Genomic DNA, 15335 nt, shown 5'->3' on the forward strand with positions numbered 1-15335 from the left:
GACGCTCAGCGCGCGGCGTCCCGGGCGAACCGCGTCAGGCGGACATCGACGGTCAGCGCAATCGCCGTCAGCGCGGCGGCCTTGGCCCGGCCTTCGGCGCTGGCGCGGTAGAGATGCGGGGTCATCGCCAGCAGATCGGCAATCTGTTCGGCGCCGCTGATCGTCAGCGGATAGCGGACGGTTTCCGTGGCCAGGCTGCGAAATCCGGCCGGCGGCGGTGCCTCGCTCGTCCGTTCCGGCTTCAGCGTCGGGTAGATGATTTCGCGCAGTTCCCGCAGATGATCCGGCCCGGCATCGACCTGCAGCAGCAGGCCGTCGGCCTTCAGCACCCGGGCAAACTCGGCATAGACCGGGAAACCGAACATGCATAGCAGGCGGTCGACGGTGCCCGGCAGCACCGGCAGGTTGGCGTTGCTGCCGACCACCCAGTTGGCGCGCAGATCCTGCTTGGCGGCTGACAGCACGGCCCATTTCGAGATATCCAGCCCGAGCAGGGCCAAGGTCTGCCCCGGGCTGCCCGCCGCGGCCAGCTGGCGCAGATAGTAGCCCTCGCCGCAACCGGCATCGAGGCAGCTGACCGTGGCCCGGGCCGGCAGATCGGCGAGCGCCGCCCGGCTGACTGCCGCGGCAATCGGCTGGTAGAAGCCGGCATTGAGGAAACGCCGGCGGGCCGCCACCATCTCCTTGCTGTCGCCGGGGTCGCGCGAGCGTTTTTTGTGGACCGGCAGCAAGTTGGCATAACCCTGGCTGGCAATGTCGAAACTGTGACCGCTCGCGCAAGACCAGGTCGAACCGTTGCGGTGCAGGGGGGCGCCGTCCAGGGGGCAGGCCAGCGCCTGGAATGGGGTGATCTTCATGAATGCTGCGTCCTGACGGCCTGACATCGATATATCGGCAAATTATGCGGCACAACGGCCTGGCCAGTCGCCGTTTACTTCGCGGCAGCCAGGGTTTTGCCCAAAAATGCCGAAGAAGCCGGGCAAAGAGCGGAAAACTGACTGGTCGCCTGAATGGCCGGTGGCGCTGCGCTGCGCAAGGCGGGGGCGTAGCCCTTGCCGGCAAAGTAGGCGCCGGCCGTTGTCGTCAGCAGGAACAGCGATGCCACGCCGTGCGCGCCGGCAAACGACTCGGCGAAAGCGAGCAGCCGGGTGGCCAGGCCGCGGCTGCGCCAGGCCGGTGCGACGGCCAGCGAGCGTAGCAGGCCGACCGGCGGATAGCGTTCTAGCCCGACGACGGCGACGATGGCGCCGTCTTGTCGGATGGCGAAGAATTCAGCCGGCGAGCTCGGGCCGATGTCATCGACCGGCAGGCCGCAGGCGACCAGCAGCGCAATCAGCTCGTCGTCCGGCGGCTGTGCGGCGATGCCCGGCACCGCATTCACGCTGCGGCTTTCAGCCAGGCCAGCAACTCGTCCTTGCCCGGCATCCGGCCCGCCACCTTGACCTCTTCATTGATGACCAGGGCCGGCGTCGTCATGATCGGATAGGCCATGATTTGGTCCATTTCCTTGACGTGCTCGAAGGTCGCCGCCAGCCCCAGTTCGGCCACCGCGTCACGGGTCAGTTGTTCCAGGCGGTTGCACTTGGCGCAGCCACTACCGAGAATCTTGATCAGCATGATGAACTCCTTCGTTTAAGCGTTTTGGCGTCGTTCCGTCAGGTGCAGGGTGCCGACAATCAGCGCTACGAAGCCGACGACGGCGATCCCGAGCAGCACCCATGATGCACCATCAACCCAGGCGCCGTAAGTCAGGCCGGCCAGGGTCGAGAATAGCGCGACCAGCCCAACATAGGTCCAGGCGCGCAGCTTGCCGATGATCGCCGCGGTGATCAGGATGCTCTGCAACGACAGCTCGGGATCGGCCATCAGGTAGGCGATCAGCGGACCGGGGTGCATGCCGAGCGACAGGAACATCTTGGCGATCGGGACTTCGACCAGGGTCGGGAAATACATGAAGACGCCGAAGACGACGCCTGCCAGATTGGCGAGAACGGTATTGCTTCCGGCCACCGTGCGTATCCACTCCGGCTGGATGAAGACGCGGATGACGCCGACCAGAAAGACGCCGACGATGAGCAACGGAAATATTTGCTTCACGAAGCGCCAGGTTTCCCACAACCACTGCTGCACGTCCCAGGCATCGAAGCGCCGGGCCAGGGGCAGCAGGGCGGCGCAAAGAACCGCCACGGCAAGGCTGCGGCCGGTGACGGTGAGGACCACCCCCTGCTCGCCGGCGCGCATGCCGAGGGCGGCGAAAACCAGGGTCAGGGCGGTCAGCGCCAGGGCTACCGGCGTCAGCCGGTTGAAGCCGTTGTCGACGCCGCCGAGGCCCCGCCACGCACAGGTGCCGATGCCGCCGAGCAGCAGAATCAGCAGGGCGCCCTGCAGACTCAAGCCTTCGGCGCCGGTCGCCGCGTTGATCGGCACCCATTGGTCGAGTACGTCCTGCACCGCCCGGGCGCCGGACCACGGCAGTTCGACAGCGAGCAAACCGGTCGTCAGGAAATCGAGCTTCAAGGTGCCGGCCAACAGCAGGGCGATCAAGGCGGCGAGAAAGAGCAGCGTCCTGGCCGGAATCGTTTCGCCCCCGGCGAAGGTCCGGGCATCGGCCAGCCGTGCTGTTTCGCCGGCGCGGAACAGGGTGGCCATGATCAGGCCGATGCCGATGCCGAACGCTAGCGCCAGCACGATGCGGGCTATCGCAAAGTCGGCGCCGAGCGCGACGCCGGTGTAGGACAGGGCGAGGATGTTGCCGGCCGGCGCGAAGAACAGGAAGGTGACGGCCGGCCCCAGCCCGGCGCCTTTCTTGTAGATGCCGGCAAACAGTGGCTGGATGGTGCACGAACAGACCGCCAGCAGGCTGCCGGCACCGGCTGCGGCCGGATAGGACACCCACTTCGGGGCGTCCGGTCCGAGAAAGCGGATGATCGATTGCTGCGGCACCAGCGCCGACAGGGCGCCGGCAATGAAAAAGGCGGGCACCAGGCAGAGCAGCACGTGCGCCGCCAGGTAGGAGGCCAGGCTGGCCAGCCCGCCCTGCAATGCGCTGATCATCCATGCCATGTCCGCTCCCTTTTTGCCTGTCGCCTGATGGATAATGCTAGCGCGTTTCGGCGCCGCCCTGCGCTGCCGCGACAATCTGATCGCCCGCCGCCTGCCCGGCACCTCAAGCCGGACCCCGCCTTGCCCCGGCGCGGCCTTTTGTTTTTCACCATGGATCGGTCCCTATCGTGCACTGTCGTCCCAACTGCGCCGCCTGTTGCATCGCGCCGTCGATCTCTTCGCTGCACAAGCCGGCCGGCGTGCCCTGCCGCCATCTTGACGATACCTTGCGGTGCACCATCTTTGGCCATCCGGAGCGCCCGGCCTGCTGCGGCGGCCTGCAACCGTCGGCGGAAATGTGCGGCGAGTCGCGCGAGCAGGCGCTCAATTGGCTGGCCGATCTCGAAGTCCTGACACATCCGGGATAGTAGAATGCGGCCTCCCAACCCAGGCTGCATCTCATGGACCCAATTCTTCTCCTCAAGGCCCTGATCCTCGGCATCGTCGAAGGGCTGACCGAATTCCTGCCGATTTCGTCGACCGGGCATCTGATCCTGGCCGGCGATCTGCTCGATTTCAACGACGAACGCGGCAAGTTGTTCGAAATTGTCATCCAGTCCGGCGCCATCCTGGCCGTTGTCTGGGAATATCGCCAACGGCTCCTCGTCGTGGCGCGCGGCGCCTTCAGCGACAAGGCGGCGCAGAAGTTCATCCTCAACCTGTTCGTCGCCTTCCTGCCGCTCGCCATACTCGGCCTGGCGTTCGGCAAGGCGATCAAGGCGCATCTGTTCAACCCGTACGCGGTGGCGACGACTTTCATCCTCGGGGCCTTTGTCATCCTCTGGGCGGAAAAACGCGAGCATCAGATCCGGGTCCAGACGGTCGAGGAAATGAGCCTCGTCGACTCGCTGAAGATGGGTCTGGCCCAGGCTTTTGCGCTGATTCCGGGGACTTCCCGCTCGGGGGCGACGATCATCGGCGGCCTGCTGTTCGGTCTGTCGCGCCAGGCTGCCACCGAGTTTTCCTTCTTCCTGGCCATCCCGACGCTGAGCGTGGCCACCGTTTATCAGTTGTACAAGGAGCGCGCCCTGCTCAATGCCGACGATCTGGGCATGTGGGCGGTCGGTTTCATTTCCGCCTTCGTTTCGGCCTTCCTGTGCGTGCGCTGGCTGTTGCGCTTCATCTCGAGCCACGATTTCACGCCTTTTGCCTGGTATCGCATCATTTTCGGCATCGTCGTCTTGCTGACCGCCCAGTTCGGCTGGGTGCAATGGGCCGCGACTTGATCCTCTACCTGCACGGCTTCTGCTCCTCGCCGGCATCGTGGAAGGCGCGCCGGCTCGGCGAATTCATGGCCGAGCGCGGGCTGGCCGCACATTTCGTCTGTCCGCAGCTATCGCCGGTGCCGGATGAGGCGATGGCCGCCGTCTCGGCGCTGATCGAAGCCGCCAGCGGGCCGGTGACGCTGGTCGGTTCGTCGCTCGGCGGCCATTACGCCAATCATCTGGCCGAGAAATACGACCTGAAAGCGGTGTTGATCAATCCGGCAGTGGTCGACGGGCTGGATCTGGGCAGCTTCATCGGCGAGCAGCACAACTTTCATAGCGGCGAACGCTTCATTTTCAGCGCGCAGCACGCGGCGCAACTGCGGGCGCAGGTTAGCCGGCCCCGTCCGGAGCGCTACTGGCTGCTGCTCGAAGAAGGCGACGAAGTGCTGGATTACCGTCAGGCGCAGGCTTTCTACGCCGGCTGCCGGCAAACGGTGCTGGCCGGCGGCGATCACAGCTTCACGAAGTTTCCGGACTTCATGCCGCAAATCCTTGAATTCGCTGGGTTATAATCCGTCGATGAATGTATTGTTTGAAGAAGATGGCGGCTTCAAGGCCGGCAGCATAATGGCCGACAACGACAGCTCGTTGCAGGTCGAAATGCCGACCGGCAAGCGCAGCAAGATCAAGTCCGCAACGGTATTGTTGCGTTTTGAGAAGCCCTCGGCGGCTGCCTTGCTCGAACAGGCCGCGCCGCTGGCCGAAGAGATCGAACCGGATTTCCTGTGGGAGTGCGTCACCGATGGCGAATTTTCGTTTCTTGATTTTGCCCGTGATTACTACGGACACGAACCCGCCCCGGTCGAAGCGACGGCGGTGCTGCTTGCCGTGCACGCCGCGCCCGTCTATTTCCACCGCAAAGGCAAGGGCCGCTTCCGCAAGGCTCCGCCCGACATTCTCGCAGCTGCTCTGGCCAGTCTTGAAAAAAAGCGTCAGCAAGCGCTCACGATGGAAGGCTGGATTGGCGAGCTGAAGGAATTCCGCCTGCCGCCCGAGATCGGCGCGCTGAGCGATGCCCTGCTTTACGCCCCGGACCGCAACAAGCCGGAAACCAAGGCCTTCGAGACGGCCTGCAACGACGCCGGTCTTTCGGCGGCGCAGATGTTGTTCAAATGCGGCGCCATCAAGTCGGCCTATTTTCTCCACTATCGCCGCTTCCTGCATGAGCAGTTCCCCAAGGGCACCGGCTTTCCGGCGCTCGAGGCGCCGAAGTTGCCGACCGACCTGCCGCGCGCCGACGTGCGTGCCTTCTCGATCGACGATGCGCAGACCACCGAGATCGACGACGCGCTGTCGGTCGTCAAGCTGCCCGGCATCGGCTCGCGCATCGGCATCCACATCGCGGCGCCCGGCCTAGCCATCGAGCACGGTTCGCCGCTCGACGGCGTCGCCCGTGCCCGGTTGTCGACGGTGTACATGCCCGGCAACAAGATCACCATGCTGCCCGACGCCGTGGTCCAGAACTACACGCTGGCCGGCGGCGTCGATTGCCCGGCGGTGTCGCTCTATCTGACCGTCAACGAGTCGCTCGAAGTGCTCAGCCACGAGTCGCGGCTGGAAATGGTGCATATCGCGGCCAATCTGCGCCATCACGAAATCGAACCGTGGTTCAACGCCGAAAGCATCGGCGGCCCGTTGCCCGACCAGCCGTTCAAGGACGAGCTGGTGCACCTGTGGCACTTCGCCAATGCCTGCGAAGGCCGGCGTGGCAAGCCGTCGGCGATGCAGGGCAACAACGATTACAACTTCGCCATCGAGGGCGATCTGGCCGATCCGGATGCCTGCGTGGTGGAAATTTCCGAACGCAAGCGCGGCAGTCCGCTCGACAAACTGGTCGCCGAACTGATGATCGTCGCCAACTCGACCTGGGGTGGCCTGCTCGCCGAGAAGAACGTCGCCTGCCTGTACCGCGCCCAGACCCAGGGCAAGGTCCGGATGACCACCTCGCCGCTGCCGCACGAAGGCCTCGGCGTGCCGCAATACGCCTGGATGACCTCGCCGCTGCGCCGTTACTGCGACATGGTTAATCAATGGCAACTGATCGCCTGCCTGAAGGGCGAAACCCCGGCCTTCGCCCAGAAATCGGCCGAACTGTTCGGGGCCATGCGCGATTTCGAAATCACCTACGCCGCCTACGCCGATTTTCAGCGCCAGATGGAGCGCTACTGGTGCCTGCGCTGGCTGCAGCAGCATGGCATCACGGAGGTTGACGCGACGGTACGTCGCGAGCAGCTGGTCAAGATCGACCATTTGCCGCTGCTGCTGCGTGTGCCCTCCTTGCCCGGCGAATTGCCGCCCGGCCAGCGGGTGCATCTGGCGGTGGAAAGCCTCGATCTGCTTGCCCCGGAGATCAGCTGTCGTTTCCTCAGCCTGCTGGGTGAAAATACTCCGGCGGAGGTCGTTGAGGAGGACGAGCAGTGAGTGCGGCGGCCTTGCCCTGGCAACCGGTGTTGCCGAATGGCCGGCGCTTGTGGATCGCCGTCGGCTTGTCGCTGGTGGTCCACGCGCTGCTGATGCTGCTGAATTTTCAGTTTCCCGACGCGGCCAACGCCATGCGGGAGAAGGCGCTCGACATCATTCTGGTCAATGCCAAGTCGGCGCGCAAGCCGACCGATGCCCAGGCGCTGGCCCAGGCCAATCTCGACGGCGGTGGCAATACCGACGAAAACCGCCGGGCCAAGACGCCCTTGCCATCGACCGCGCAGCAAACCAGCGGGAACGATATCCACCAGATGCAGCGCCGGGTGCAGGAGCTGGAAGCGGCACAACAGAAAATGCTGACCCAGGCCAAGAGCCTGCGCAGCGTTGCCGCCAGCCGGCCGGCCAGCGAGCAGCCGTCGCCTGCGCCGACCGCTTCCGGTCTCGATCTGCTCGAATCGGCGCGGGCCATGGCGCGCCTCGAAGGCGAAATCAGCAAATCGACCGACGAGTACAGCAAGCGGCCGCGCAAACGTTTCATCGGGGCGCGCACCGAAGAGTATCGCTTTGCCCAGTACATCGAAGACTGGCGGCAGAAGATCGAGCGCATCGGCACCCTGAATTATCCGGAAGCGGCGCGCGGCAAGCTTTACGGCACGCTGGTCCTGACGGTGTCGATCAGTGCCGACGGCAGCATCTCGCGGATCGACATCAACCGTTCCTCCGGCTACAAGGTGCTCGATGATTCGGCCCGCCGCATCGTCCAGATGGCTTCGCCCTATTCGCCTTTCCCGCCGGAGATCCGGCGCGACACCGATGTTCTGGAAATAACGCGCACCTGGTATTTCACCCAGGGCGACCAGTTGTCCGCCCGATGACCGACCGCTATTGCGTATTCGGCAACCCGATTGCCCACTCCCGATCGCCGGCGATTCACGCGGCGTTTGCCGCGGCATGCGGGCAGGATATTGCCTATGCGGCATGCCTGGCGGCGGTCGATGGTTTTCCGCAAGCCGTTGCCGAATTTTGCGCGGCCGGCGGTAAAGGCGCCAATGTCACCGTACCGTTCAAGGAAGAGGCCTTTCGCCTGAGCACCCGGTTGAGCGAGCGGGCGGCCCGGGCCGGGGCGGTCAATACGCTGGCCTTCAATGGCGCCGAGATTTTTGGCGATAACACCGATGGCGCCGGCCTGGTCCGCGATATCGCCGCTAACCTGAACTGCGCACTGGCCGGCCAACGCATCCTGCTGCTCGGCGCCGGGGGCGCGGCGCGCGGCGCGCTGGCACCGTTGCTCGCCGGCCAGCCGGCCGAGCTGTTCATCGCCAATCGCAGCGCCGACAAGGCCGAAGCGCTGGCGGCGGCATTTGCCGATATTGCCCTGCCGCAAGGCGGCCTCAGTGCGGCGGTGATCGGCGGCGGCAGTTTTGCGCAACTGGCCGGCAAAAGCTTCGATCTGGTGATCAACGCCACTTCGGCAAGCCTGTCCGGTCAGGCGCTGCCCCTGCCGCCGGGACTTTTTGCGGCCGGTTCGCTGGCTTACGACATGATGTACGGCAAGGGCGAAACGCCATTCATGGCCCAGGCCCGCGCACAGGGGGCGGCGCGCTGTGCGGATGGTCTGGGCATGCTGGTTGAACAGGCGGCCGAGGCCTTTTTCGTCTGGCGCGGCGTCTTGCCGAAAACCACTGCCGTTCTCGCCGACTTGCGCCGCCAGCTCGCCGCATGAAGGCGCTGGGGCGCGGCATCAAATGGATCCTGCTCGGCCTGATCGGGCTGTTTCTGGTCTGGCAGCTCTGGCTGCTCGGCTGGGTCTTGCTGTGGGGCTGGGTCAATCCCGGCGCGACGCGCTTCATGGAAATCCGCCTTGGCGAATTGCGCGAAAAGAAACCGGATGCCGAGCTGAAAAAAATCTGGGTGCCCTATGAGCGGATTTCGATTCATCTGAAACGCGCCGTCATCGCGTCGGAAGACGCCAAGTTCGTTGATCACGAAGGCTTCGACTGGGAAGGCATCCAGAAGGCGATGGAGAAAAACCAGAAAAGGAAACGCTTTGCCGCCGGCGGTTCGACGATCAGCCAGCAACTGGCAAAAAACCTCTTCCTGACGCCGACCAAATCCTACTTGCGCAAGGCGGAGGAGGCGATCATCACGGTGATGCTGGAAAACCTGTGGAGCAAGCAGCGAATTCTCGAGGTTTACCTGAATGTGATCGAGTGGGGTAATGGCGTCTTCGGCGCCGAGGCGGCGGCCCGCCATTACTACAATATCAGCGCCGCCCAGGTGGGGCCGGAGCAGGCGGCGCGCTTGGCCGGCATGGTGCCGAATCCGCGCTATTACGACCGCAATCGCAGCGCTCCCGGCCTGGGCCGCAAGACGGCGATCATTCTCGGCCGCATGCCGAGTGCCGAAGTACCCTGATATTGTCAAAACCCTGAGATTCGCCCGGTGCTAAAATGCCCCACCTTTTGCGGCACCGCACCATGAGCGAAGAAGCCCAGCTGACCGATACCGAAGACTTGCAGGAGCGCCTCGCCGAGGTGCAAACCCTGCTCGCCCGGCACAAGCTGGTCGAGGAGTTGGTGCACCGGCAGGAAGGGCCGCGCCACGACCTGGTTGAGGACATCGTTCACAAGCAGCATCTGCATGAACTGCAGCACAAGCTGGAGCCGATGCACCCGGCCGACATTGCCTTCATCCTCGAAGCGTTGCCGCTCGACGAGCGGCTGATCGCCTGGGATCTGGTCAAGGCCGGCCGCGAAGGCGAAATCCTGCTGGAAGTCTCGGATGCCGTCCGGGAAACCCTGATCGACTCGATGGAGCGCACCGAGCTGGTCGCCGCCGCCGAGTCGCTCGATGCCGACGAACTGGCCGACCTGGCGCCCGACCTGCCGCAAGGCGTGATCGACGATGTTTTCCGCGGCATGTCGGTCGAAGAGCGCGAGCAGCTGCGCGCCGCGATGTCCTATCCGGAAGACTCGGTCGGTTCGATCATGGATTTCGACATGGTCACCGTGCGCGAAGATGTCTCGCTCGAAGCCGTGCTGCGTTATCTGCGCCGGTTCGACGAACTTCCCGACCATACCGACCAGCTTTTCGTCGTGGATCGCGACGAGCGCCTGAAAGGCGTGCTACCGCTGAACATCCTGCTGGTCAATGAAGTGAATGTCGAAGTCGGGACGCTGATGCAGACCGATTTCGTCGAGCTCGAACCCGAGGATTTCGCCGAAGAAGCGGCCAAGGCGTTCGAACGCTACGACCTCGTGTCGGCCCCGGTCGTTGACCCGGAAGGCCGGCTGGTCGGCCGGGTCACGGTCAATGCCGTGGTGGACGTGATCCGCGAAGAAGCCGAGAGCGAGCAGCTGGCGCATGCCGGTCTGCGCGAGGAAGAAGATATTTTCGCTTCGGTCTGGGACTCGGTGAAAAACCGTTGGGCCTGGCTGGCGATCAATCTGGTCACCGCCTTCGTCGCTTCCCGAGTGATCGGCGCCTTCGAGGATTCGATCGAAAAGCTGGTCGCCCTCGCCGCCTTGATGCCCATCGTCGCCGGCATCGGCGGCAATTCCGGCAATCAGACGATCATGATGATCGTCCGTGCCATCGCCATGGGCCAGGTTCAGCCCGATGCCATGCGCCGGTTGTTGCGCAAGGAACTCGGTGTCGCCACGATCAATGGCCTGATCTGGGGCGGCCTGCTGGGGATTGCTGCCTGGTGGCTGTACGGCAGCTATCAGCTCGGCATCGTGATGACGGCGGCGATGACGCTGAACCTGCTGCTCGCCGCCTCGGCCGGCGTCGGCATCCCGCTGCTCCGCCAGAAGTTCGGAGCCGATCCGGCGATCGGCGGTTCGGTGATGATCACCGCCCTGACCGACTCCGGCGGTTTCTTCATCTTTCTCGGTCTGGCGACGCTGTTCCTAATGTGAGTCGGGCGTCAGCAGCTTGAGGCCGACGATGCCCGCGATGATCAGCGCAATGCTGGCCAGCCGCGCCGCTTCCCGCGATTCGCCGAACAGCATGATGCCGAGAATGGCCGTGCCGACCGCGCCGATCCCCGTCCACACCGCATAGGCGGTACCCAGCGGCAGGACCTTCAGCGACCAGCCGAGCAGCAGCACGCTGGCGACCATGGCCGCCAGTGTCCCGACCGATGGCCACAACCGGCTGAAACCTTCGGTGTATTTCAGTCCGACCGCCCAGCCGATCTCGCACAGACCGGCCACCAACAGGATCAGCCAGGCGCTGCCGCTGGTCATTGCGCGCCGGCGAAGAATGCGTCGGCGGCCGCGATGGTCGCGGCGATATCGGCCTCGCTGTGGGCGGCCGAAACGAAACCGGCTTCGAAGGCCGACGGGGCGAAGTAGTGGCCGGCGTCGAGCATGGCGTGGAAGAAGCGGTTGAAGGCTTCCTTGTCGCAGGCCAGGACGGCATCGTAGGTGGCCGGGCAGCGTTCGGCGAAATACAGGCCGAACATGCCGCCGACGTTCTGCGCGGCAAAGGCGATGCCATGTTTATGGGCGGCGCCGACCAGGCCGTCGCACAGCGCCTTGGTCTTGGCGGTCAGCGCCTCGTAAAAGCCGGGCGCCTGAATCAGCTTCAGGGTGGCCAGTCCGGCCGCCGTGGCAATCGGATTGCCGGACAGGGTGCCGGCCTGATAGACCGGGCCGAGCGGGGCGATTTTTTCCATGATCTCGCGCTTGCCGCCGAAGGCGCCGAGCGGCATGCCGCCACCGACGATCTTGCCAAAGGTGGACAGGTCGGGGGTGATGCCATACAGGCCTTGCGCGCTCTTCAGGCCGACCCGGAAGCCGGTCATCACTTCGTCGAAAATCAGTACGGCACCATGCTTGGCGGTCAGCGCGCGCATGGCGTCGAGAAATTCCCGGGTCGGCGCGATCAGGTTCATGTTGCCGACGACCGGCTCGACGATCACCGCGGCGATCTTGTCGCCATGCTCGGCGAAAGCGTCGGCCAGTTGCTGCGGATCGTTGTAGGCCAGCACCATGGTGTGCTGTGCCAGATCGGCCGGGACGCCGCCGGAAGACGGGTTGCCGAAGGTCAGGGCGCCCGAGCCGGCCTTCACCAGCAGGCTGTCGGAATGACCGTGATAGCAGCCTTCGAACTTGATCAGCACGTCGCGCCCGGTATAGCCGCGGGCCAGCCGGATGGCGCTCATCGTCGCTTCGGTGCCGGAGGAAACCAGGCGCACCATGTCCATCGACGGCACCAGTTCGCAGAGCAGGTCGGCGATGTCGACTTCCCGTTCGGTCGGGGCGCCGAAGGACAGGCCATCGACCACCGCGGCCTGGACGGCGGCGATGACTTGCGGATGGGCGTGGCCGAGAATCATCGGCCCCCAGGAGCCGACGTAATCGGTGTACCACTTGCCGTCCGCATCCTGCACCCTGGCGCCGGCCGCCTTCTGCAGGAAGCAGGGCGTGCCGCCAACCGAGCGGAAGGCGCGGACCGGCGAATTGACGCCGCCCGGAATGTGGCGCTGGGCGCGTTCGAACAGTTGCTGGTTGCGTGAAGTCATGACGGAGCTTTCTCGAAAAGACGTTGGTAGGCGGCAGCGCGGCTGGCGATGTCGGGGGCGCTGAACAGATCGGTAATCACCGCGAGCAGGTCGGCACCGGCGGCAATCAGGGCCGGCGCAGTGGCCAGCGTGATGCCGCCGATGGCACAACTGGCGGCAGTCAGGGTGTTTTTGGTCTGGGCGAACAGGTCGAGCGGTGCCGCGGCGGCATGCGGCTTGGTCGGTGACGGATAGACGGCGCCAAAGGCGACGTAGTCGGCGCCGGCCAGACTGGCCGCGCGGGCGGCCGAAAAGTCGGCATAACAGGAGGCGCCGAGTATTCGCTTCGGACCGAGAATGGCTCGGCTGGCCGCCAGGTTGCCATCGTCCCGCCCGAGGTGCACGCCGTCGGCATCAACCAGGCAGGCCAAGGCCAGGTCATCGTTGATCAGCAGGCGCGCCGTGTAGCGGCAGGTCAGTTGACGCAGGGCGCGAGCGCGGGCGACGCGTTCCGGCATCGGACTCAGCTTGTCGCGGAACTGCACGATGCGGCAGCCACCGCTCAGCGCCGCTTCGATATCGGCGAGCAGGCGCGCCCCGTCCGCTTGTTCCGGTGTGATGGCGTAGAGGCCGCGCAACTCAGGGGGCATCGGTCTTCGCTGTTTCGCCTGGGGCGGTGTCGTCGTCCTCGCTGCGCGCCCAGAAGAAGCGATCCGGTATCAACTGGCCCATGCCGCCGCGAAAGGCGTTGGCCAGCGTCTGCCAGGTGTAGTCCTGGGCATCGCGGACCGCATCCTCGACGCTGGCGCCGCCGGCGATGCAGCCGGCAATGGCCGAAGCCAGCGTGCAGCCCGAGCCATGGTAACTGCCCGGCAGGCGCTCCCAGCGGTCGCGACGAATCACGCCGGCCGAGCCGTAGAGCGTGTTGACGACCTCCGGCGTGCTCTCGTGCGTGCCGGTGATCAGCACGTACTGGGCGCCCATCGCGATCAGGCGCTGGGCGCACACATCAATCGACGGTTCGCCATCGTCGTCGGCGCTTTCGGCCAGGCGCCGGGCTTCCGGTGCGTTCGGGGTGAGCAGCGTGGTTTGCGGCAAGAGCATTTCACGGATCGCCGAAATGATTTCCTCGCCGGACAATTCGTCGCCCCGCCCGGAAGCCAGCACCGGATCGAAAATCAACGGTGTCTCTGGATAGTCGGAAACGATTTCCGCTACGGCCAGCACATTTTCGACGCTGCCCAGCACGCCGATCTTGAAGGCCGCCACCGGCATGTCTTCGAGGACGGTGCGGGCCTGCTGTTCGAGCAATTCGGCGCTGACCGGGTGGACGCTTTGGACGCCGACGGTGTCCTGCACGGTCAGTGCGGTCAGCGCGGTCAGCGGGTGGCAGCCGAGGCTGGCCAGGGTCAGGATGTCGGCCTGGATACCGGCCCCGGCCGATGGGTCGCTGGCGGCAAAGACCAGTACCTGCGGCAGGCTGGGTGAAGTGGTGATGCTCGAGTTCATCGATGTTCGCGCCCTTGGCGGACGCGAAGGGGATTGGGTAAGATGCAGGCGATTTTATCCGAATCTCGCTACGGCCGACTCCGCGACAGACAATTCATAATACGGTTTTCGGGCTTGCGCTGGATTTATACTTCCGTAGTATGATGCAGCGCTATCTAAAGTGCCTTTCAAGGGCCAGGGGACAGGGAAATTGGCTGATTTATCCAGACTGCGTGGCGTCAGGGTTATGGTCATTGACGACAGCAACACGATACGGCGAAGCGCCGAGATATTTCTCGTGCAGGCCGGCTGCCAGGTTGTACTGGCCGAAGACGGTTTCGATGCCCTGGCCAAGATCGCTGATCACCAGCCGAGCGTGATCTTCTGCGACATCATGATGCCGCGCCTCGACGGCTACCAAACCTGTTCGTTGATCAAGAAAAACCCTCGCTTCAAAGCCACGCCGGTGATCATGCTGTCCTCGAAGGATGGCCTGTTTGACCGGGCGCGCGGGCGGATGGTCGGGTCGGACCAGTATCTGACCAAGCCTTTTACCAAAGACAGCCTACTGCAAACGGTCGCGACCTTTGCCTTGCCGTCAGAACCAGAAACCAACCAGTAGTCCAGGGAGAACAAATTGCCCGTCAAGAACATCCTTGTTGTCGACGATTCCCCAACCGAACGCTTCTTTACGGTCGATATCCTGACCAAGGCGGGTTATCAGGTAATCACCGCCGAAAATGGCGAAGAGGGGATCGCCAAGGCCAAGGCCAACAAACCAGACCTGATCCTGATGGACGTCGTGATGCCTGGCCTGAATGGCTATCAGGCGACACGGACGCTGACGCGCGATGAGGAAACCAAGCATATTCCGGTTATCGTCTGTACCTCCAAGGGCCAGGAAACCGACAAGATCTGGGGCTTGCGGCAGGGTGCCGTTGATTATCTGGTCAAGCCGCTCAATCCTGAAGAGTTGCTGCAGCGGATTGCCGCGTTGCCCTGAGCCAGATGGCACGAAAAACCAGTCTTCGCGATTTTCAGGAATACCTCGCTGCCCGCCTGACCACGGCGGCACAAGGCCGTGGCGCATCGTCCTGGCTCGGTATCGAGGTTGGCAACGAGCCATGGCTCGTTGATCTTTCCGACAGCGGCGAAATCGTTCAGGCGCCGCGACTCGCCCCGGTGCCGCTGACCCGGCCGTGGTTTGCCGGAATTGCCAATATTCGCGGCAATCTGCACGCCGTGACCGATTTTTCAGTGTTTCGCGGCGGGGTGGCGACGCCGCAAAATGCCAACGCCCGCTTGCTGCTGATCGGCGCCAAGTACGGCGCCAATGCGGCATTGCTGGTGTCGCGCATGTTGGGCTTGAAGAATCCGGAAGATTTTTCGCCGGAAGTGCCGGATGTTTCGGTGCCTGTGTGGGGGGCGCAGCGTTTCGCAGATACGCAAGGCAAAATCTGGCGAAAACTTTCGGTACGCGAACTGCTTGCCGATCACGATTTCATGAATATCGGGGTTTGATCGAGGGCGTGAAGCCCCTGGCCCCA

19 protein-coding genes are annotated in these 15335 nt (G+C 64.2%); 11 read left to right on the top strand and 8 right to left on the bottom strand.

The genetic code is table 11. The annotated features are described in order from the left end of the window. Positions 1–5: 5 nt before the first annotated feature. The 4 genes from ACLIKD_RS19990 to ACLIKD_RS20005 all read right to left on the bottom strand — a co-directional run bounded on the left by ACLIKD_RS19990 (position 6) and on the right by ACLIKD_RS20005 (position 3063). Positions 6–857 (bottom strand): putative RNA methyltransferase, encoded by an 852-nt coding sequence (locus ACLIKD_RS19990; protein WP_428826401.1) that lies wholly within the window; start codon positions 855–857, stop codon positions 6–8. 74 nt (positions 858–931) lie between these two features. Further along, on the bottom strand, positions 932–1381 hold the full coding sequence (gene arsN2, locus ACLIKD_RS19995; protein WP_428826402.1) for an arsenic resistance N-acetyltransferase ArsN2: 450 nt from the start codon (positions 1379–1381) through the stop codon (positions 932–934). Then, on the bottom strand, positions 1378–1617 hold the full coding sequence (locus ACLIKD_RS20000; protein WP_226417552.1) for a thioredoxin family protein: 240 nt from the start codon (positions 1615–1617) through the stop codon (positions 1378–1380). The genes arsN2 and ACLIKD_RS20000 overlap by 4 nt, the downstream gene beginning before the upstream one ends. 15 nt (positions 1618–1632) lie before the next feature. Beyond that, the gene (locus ACLIKD_RS20005; protein WP_428826403.1) at positions 1633–3063 is read right to left on the bottom strand and encodes a permease; all 1431 of its coding nucleotides are present in this window, start codon (positions 3061–3063) and stop codon (positions 1633–1635) included. 167 nt (positions 3064–3230) lie between these two features. Here ACLIKD_RS20005 and ACLIKD_RS20010 point away from each other — a divergent pair, with 167 nt between their 5' ends. The 8 genes from ACLIKD_RS20010 to mgtE all read left to right on the top strand — a co-directional run bounded on the left by ACLIKD_RS20010 (position 3231) and on the right by mgtE (position 10711). Continuing rightward, a complete protein-coding gene (locus ACLIKD_RS20010; RefSeq protein ID WP_428826404.1) occupies positions 3231–3470 on the top strand; it encodes a YkgJ family cysteine cluster protein in 240 nt (79 codons plus the stop codon). Positions 3471–3503: 33 nt separating this feature from the next. Next, on the top strand, positions 3504–4328 hold the full coding sequence (locus ACLIKD_RS20015; RefSeq protein WP_428826405.1) for an undecaprenyl-diphosphate phosphatase: 825 nt from the start codon (positions 3504–3506) through the stop codon (positions 4326–4328). Beyond that, positions 4313–4882 carry a YqiA/YcfP family alpha/beta fold hydrolase gene (locus ACLIKD_RS20020; RefSeq protein ID WP_428826406.1) on the top strand — a complete coding sequence of 190 codons (570 nt, stop codon included), beginning with the start codon at positions 4313–4315 and terminating at the stop codon, positions 4880–4882. Before ACLIKD_RS20015 ends, ACLIKD_RS20020 begins: the two co-directional genes overlap by 16 nt. Positions 4883–4889: 7 nt before the next feature. Continuing rightward, positions 4890–6791: a ribonuclease catalytic domain-containing protein gene (locus ACLIKD_RS20025; protein WP_428826407.1), complete on the top strand. Its 1902-nt coding sequence runs from the start codon at positions 4890–4892 to the stop codon at positions 6789–6791. Continuing rightward, positions 6788–7666 carry an energy transducer TonB gene (locus ACLIKD_RS20030; protein ID WP_428826408.1) on the top strand — a complete coding sequence of 293 codons (879 nt, stop codon included), beginning with the start codon at positions 6788–6790 and terminating at the stop codon, positions 7664–7666. Before ACLIKD_RS20025 ends, ACLIKD_RS20030 begins: the two co-directional genes overlap by 4 nt. Next, positions 7663–8514, top strand: a complete 852-nt coding sequence (gene aroE, locus ACLIKD_RS20035; protein ID WP_428826409.1) for a shikimate dehydrogenase — start codon at positions 7663–7665, stop codon at positions 8512–8514. The genes ACLIKD_RS20030 and aroE overlap by 4 nt, the downstream gene beginning before the upstream one ends. Then, positions 8511–9206, top strand: a complete 696-nt coding sequence (gene mtgA / locus ACLIKD_RS20040) for a monofunctional biosynthetic peptidoglycan transglycosylase (RefSeq protein WP_428826410.1) — start codon at positions 8511–8513, stop codon at positions 9204–9206. The genes aroE and mtgA overlap by 4 nt, the downstream gene beginning before the upstream one ends. 62 nt (positions 9207–9268) lie before the next feature. Then, entirely contained in the window at positions 9269–10711 is a 1443-nt protein-coding gene (mgtE, locus tag ACLIKD_RS20045) for a magnesium transporter (RefSeq protein ID WP_226417543.1), read from the top strand. On the opposite strand, the gene sugE is transcribed toward mgtE, so the two are convergent. The 4 genes from sugE to thiD are packed head-to-tail and all read right to left on the bottom strand — an operon-like array spanning position 10703 to position 13809. Further along, positions 10703–11041, bottom strand: coding sequence for a quaternary ammonium compound efflux SMR transporter SugE (sugE, locus tag ACLIKD_RS20050; RefSeq protein ID WP_428826411.1), 339 nt, complete (start codon positions 11039–11041; stop codon positions 10703–10705). The genes mgtE and sugE overlap by 9 nt on opposite strands. Further along, a complete protein-coding gene (gene hemL / locus ACLIKD_RS20055) occupies positions 11038–12321 on the bottom strand; it encodes a glutamate-1-semialdehyde 2,1-aminomutase (protein ID WP_428826412.1) in 1284 nt (427 codons plus the stop codon). The genes sugE and hemL overlap by 4 nt, the downstream gene beginning before the upstream one ends. After that, positions 12318–12950, bottom strand: a complete 633-nt coding sequence (gene thiE, locus ACLIKD_RS20060; protein ID WP_428826413.1) for a thiamine phosphate synthase — start codon at positions 12948–12950, stop codon at positions 12318–12320. The genes hemL and thiE overlap by 4 nt, the downstream gene beginning before the upstream one ends. Further along, positions 12940–13809 (bottom strand): bifunctional hydroxymethylpyrimidine kinase/phosphomethylpyrimidine kinase, encoded by an 870-nt coding sequence (thiD, locus tag ACLIKD_RS20065; protein ID WP_428826414.1) that lies wholly within the window; start codon positions 13807–13809, stop codon positions 12940–12942. The genes thiE and thiD overlap by 11 nt, the downstream gene beginning before the upstream one ends. A 226-nt stretch (positions 13810–14035) precedes the next feature. Between thiD and ACLIKD_RS20070 the strand changes: the two genes are divergently transcribed. From ACLIKD_RS20070 to ACLIKD_RS20080, 3 genes are read left to right on the top strand one after another with little or no spacing between them, the layout of a single operon-like run. Then, positions 14036–14410 (top strand): response regulator, encoded by a 375-nt coding sequence (locus tag ACLIKD_RS20070; protein WP_226417538.1) that lies wholly within the window; start codon positions 14036–14038, stop codon positions 14408–14410. 15 nt (positions 14411–14425) lie between these two features. Further along, positions 14426–14791 carry a response regulator transcription factor gene (locus ACLIKD_RS20075; protein WP_428826415.1) on the top strand — a complete coding sequence of 122 codons (366 nt, stop codon included), beginning with the start codon at positions 14426–14428 and terminating at the stop codon, positions 14789–14791. A gap of 5 nt (positions 14792–14796) precedes the next feature. After that, positions 14797–15309 (top strand): chemotaxis protein CheW, encoded by a 513-nt coding sequence (locus ACLIKD_RS20080; protein ID WP_428826416.1) that lies wholly within the window; start codon positions 14797–14799, stop codon positions 15307–15309. Positions 15310–15335 lie beyond the last annotated feature (26 nt).

The sequence above is a fragment of the Azonexus sp. IMCC34842 genome (assembly GCF_050368855.1).
GTDB lineage: Bacteria > Pseudomonadota > Gammaproteobacteria > Burkholderiales > Rhodocyclaceae > Azonexus > Azonexus denitrificans_A.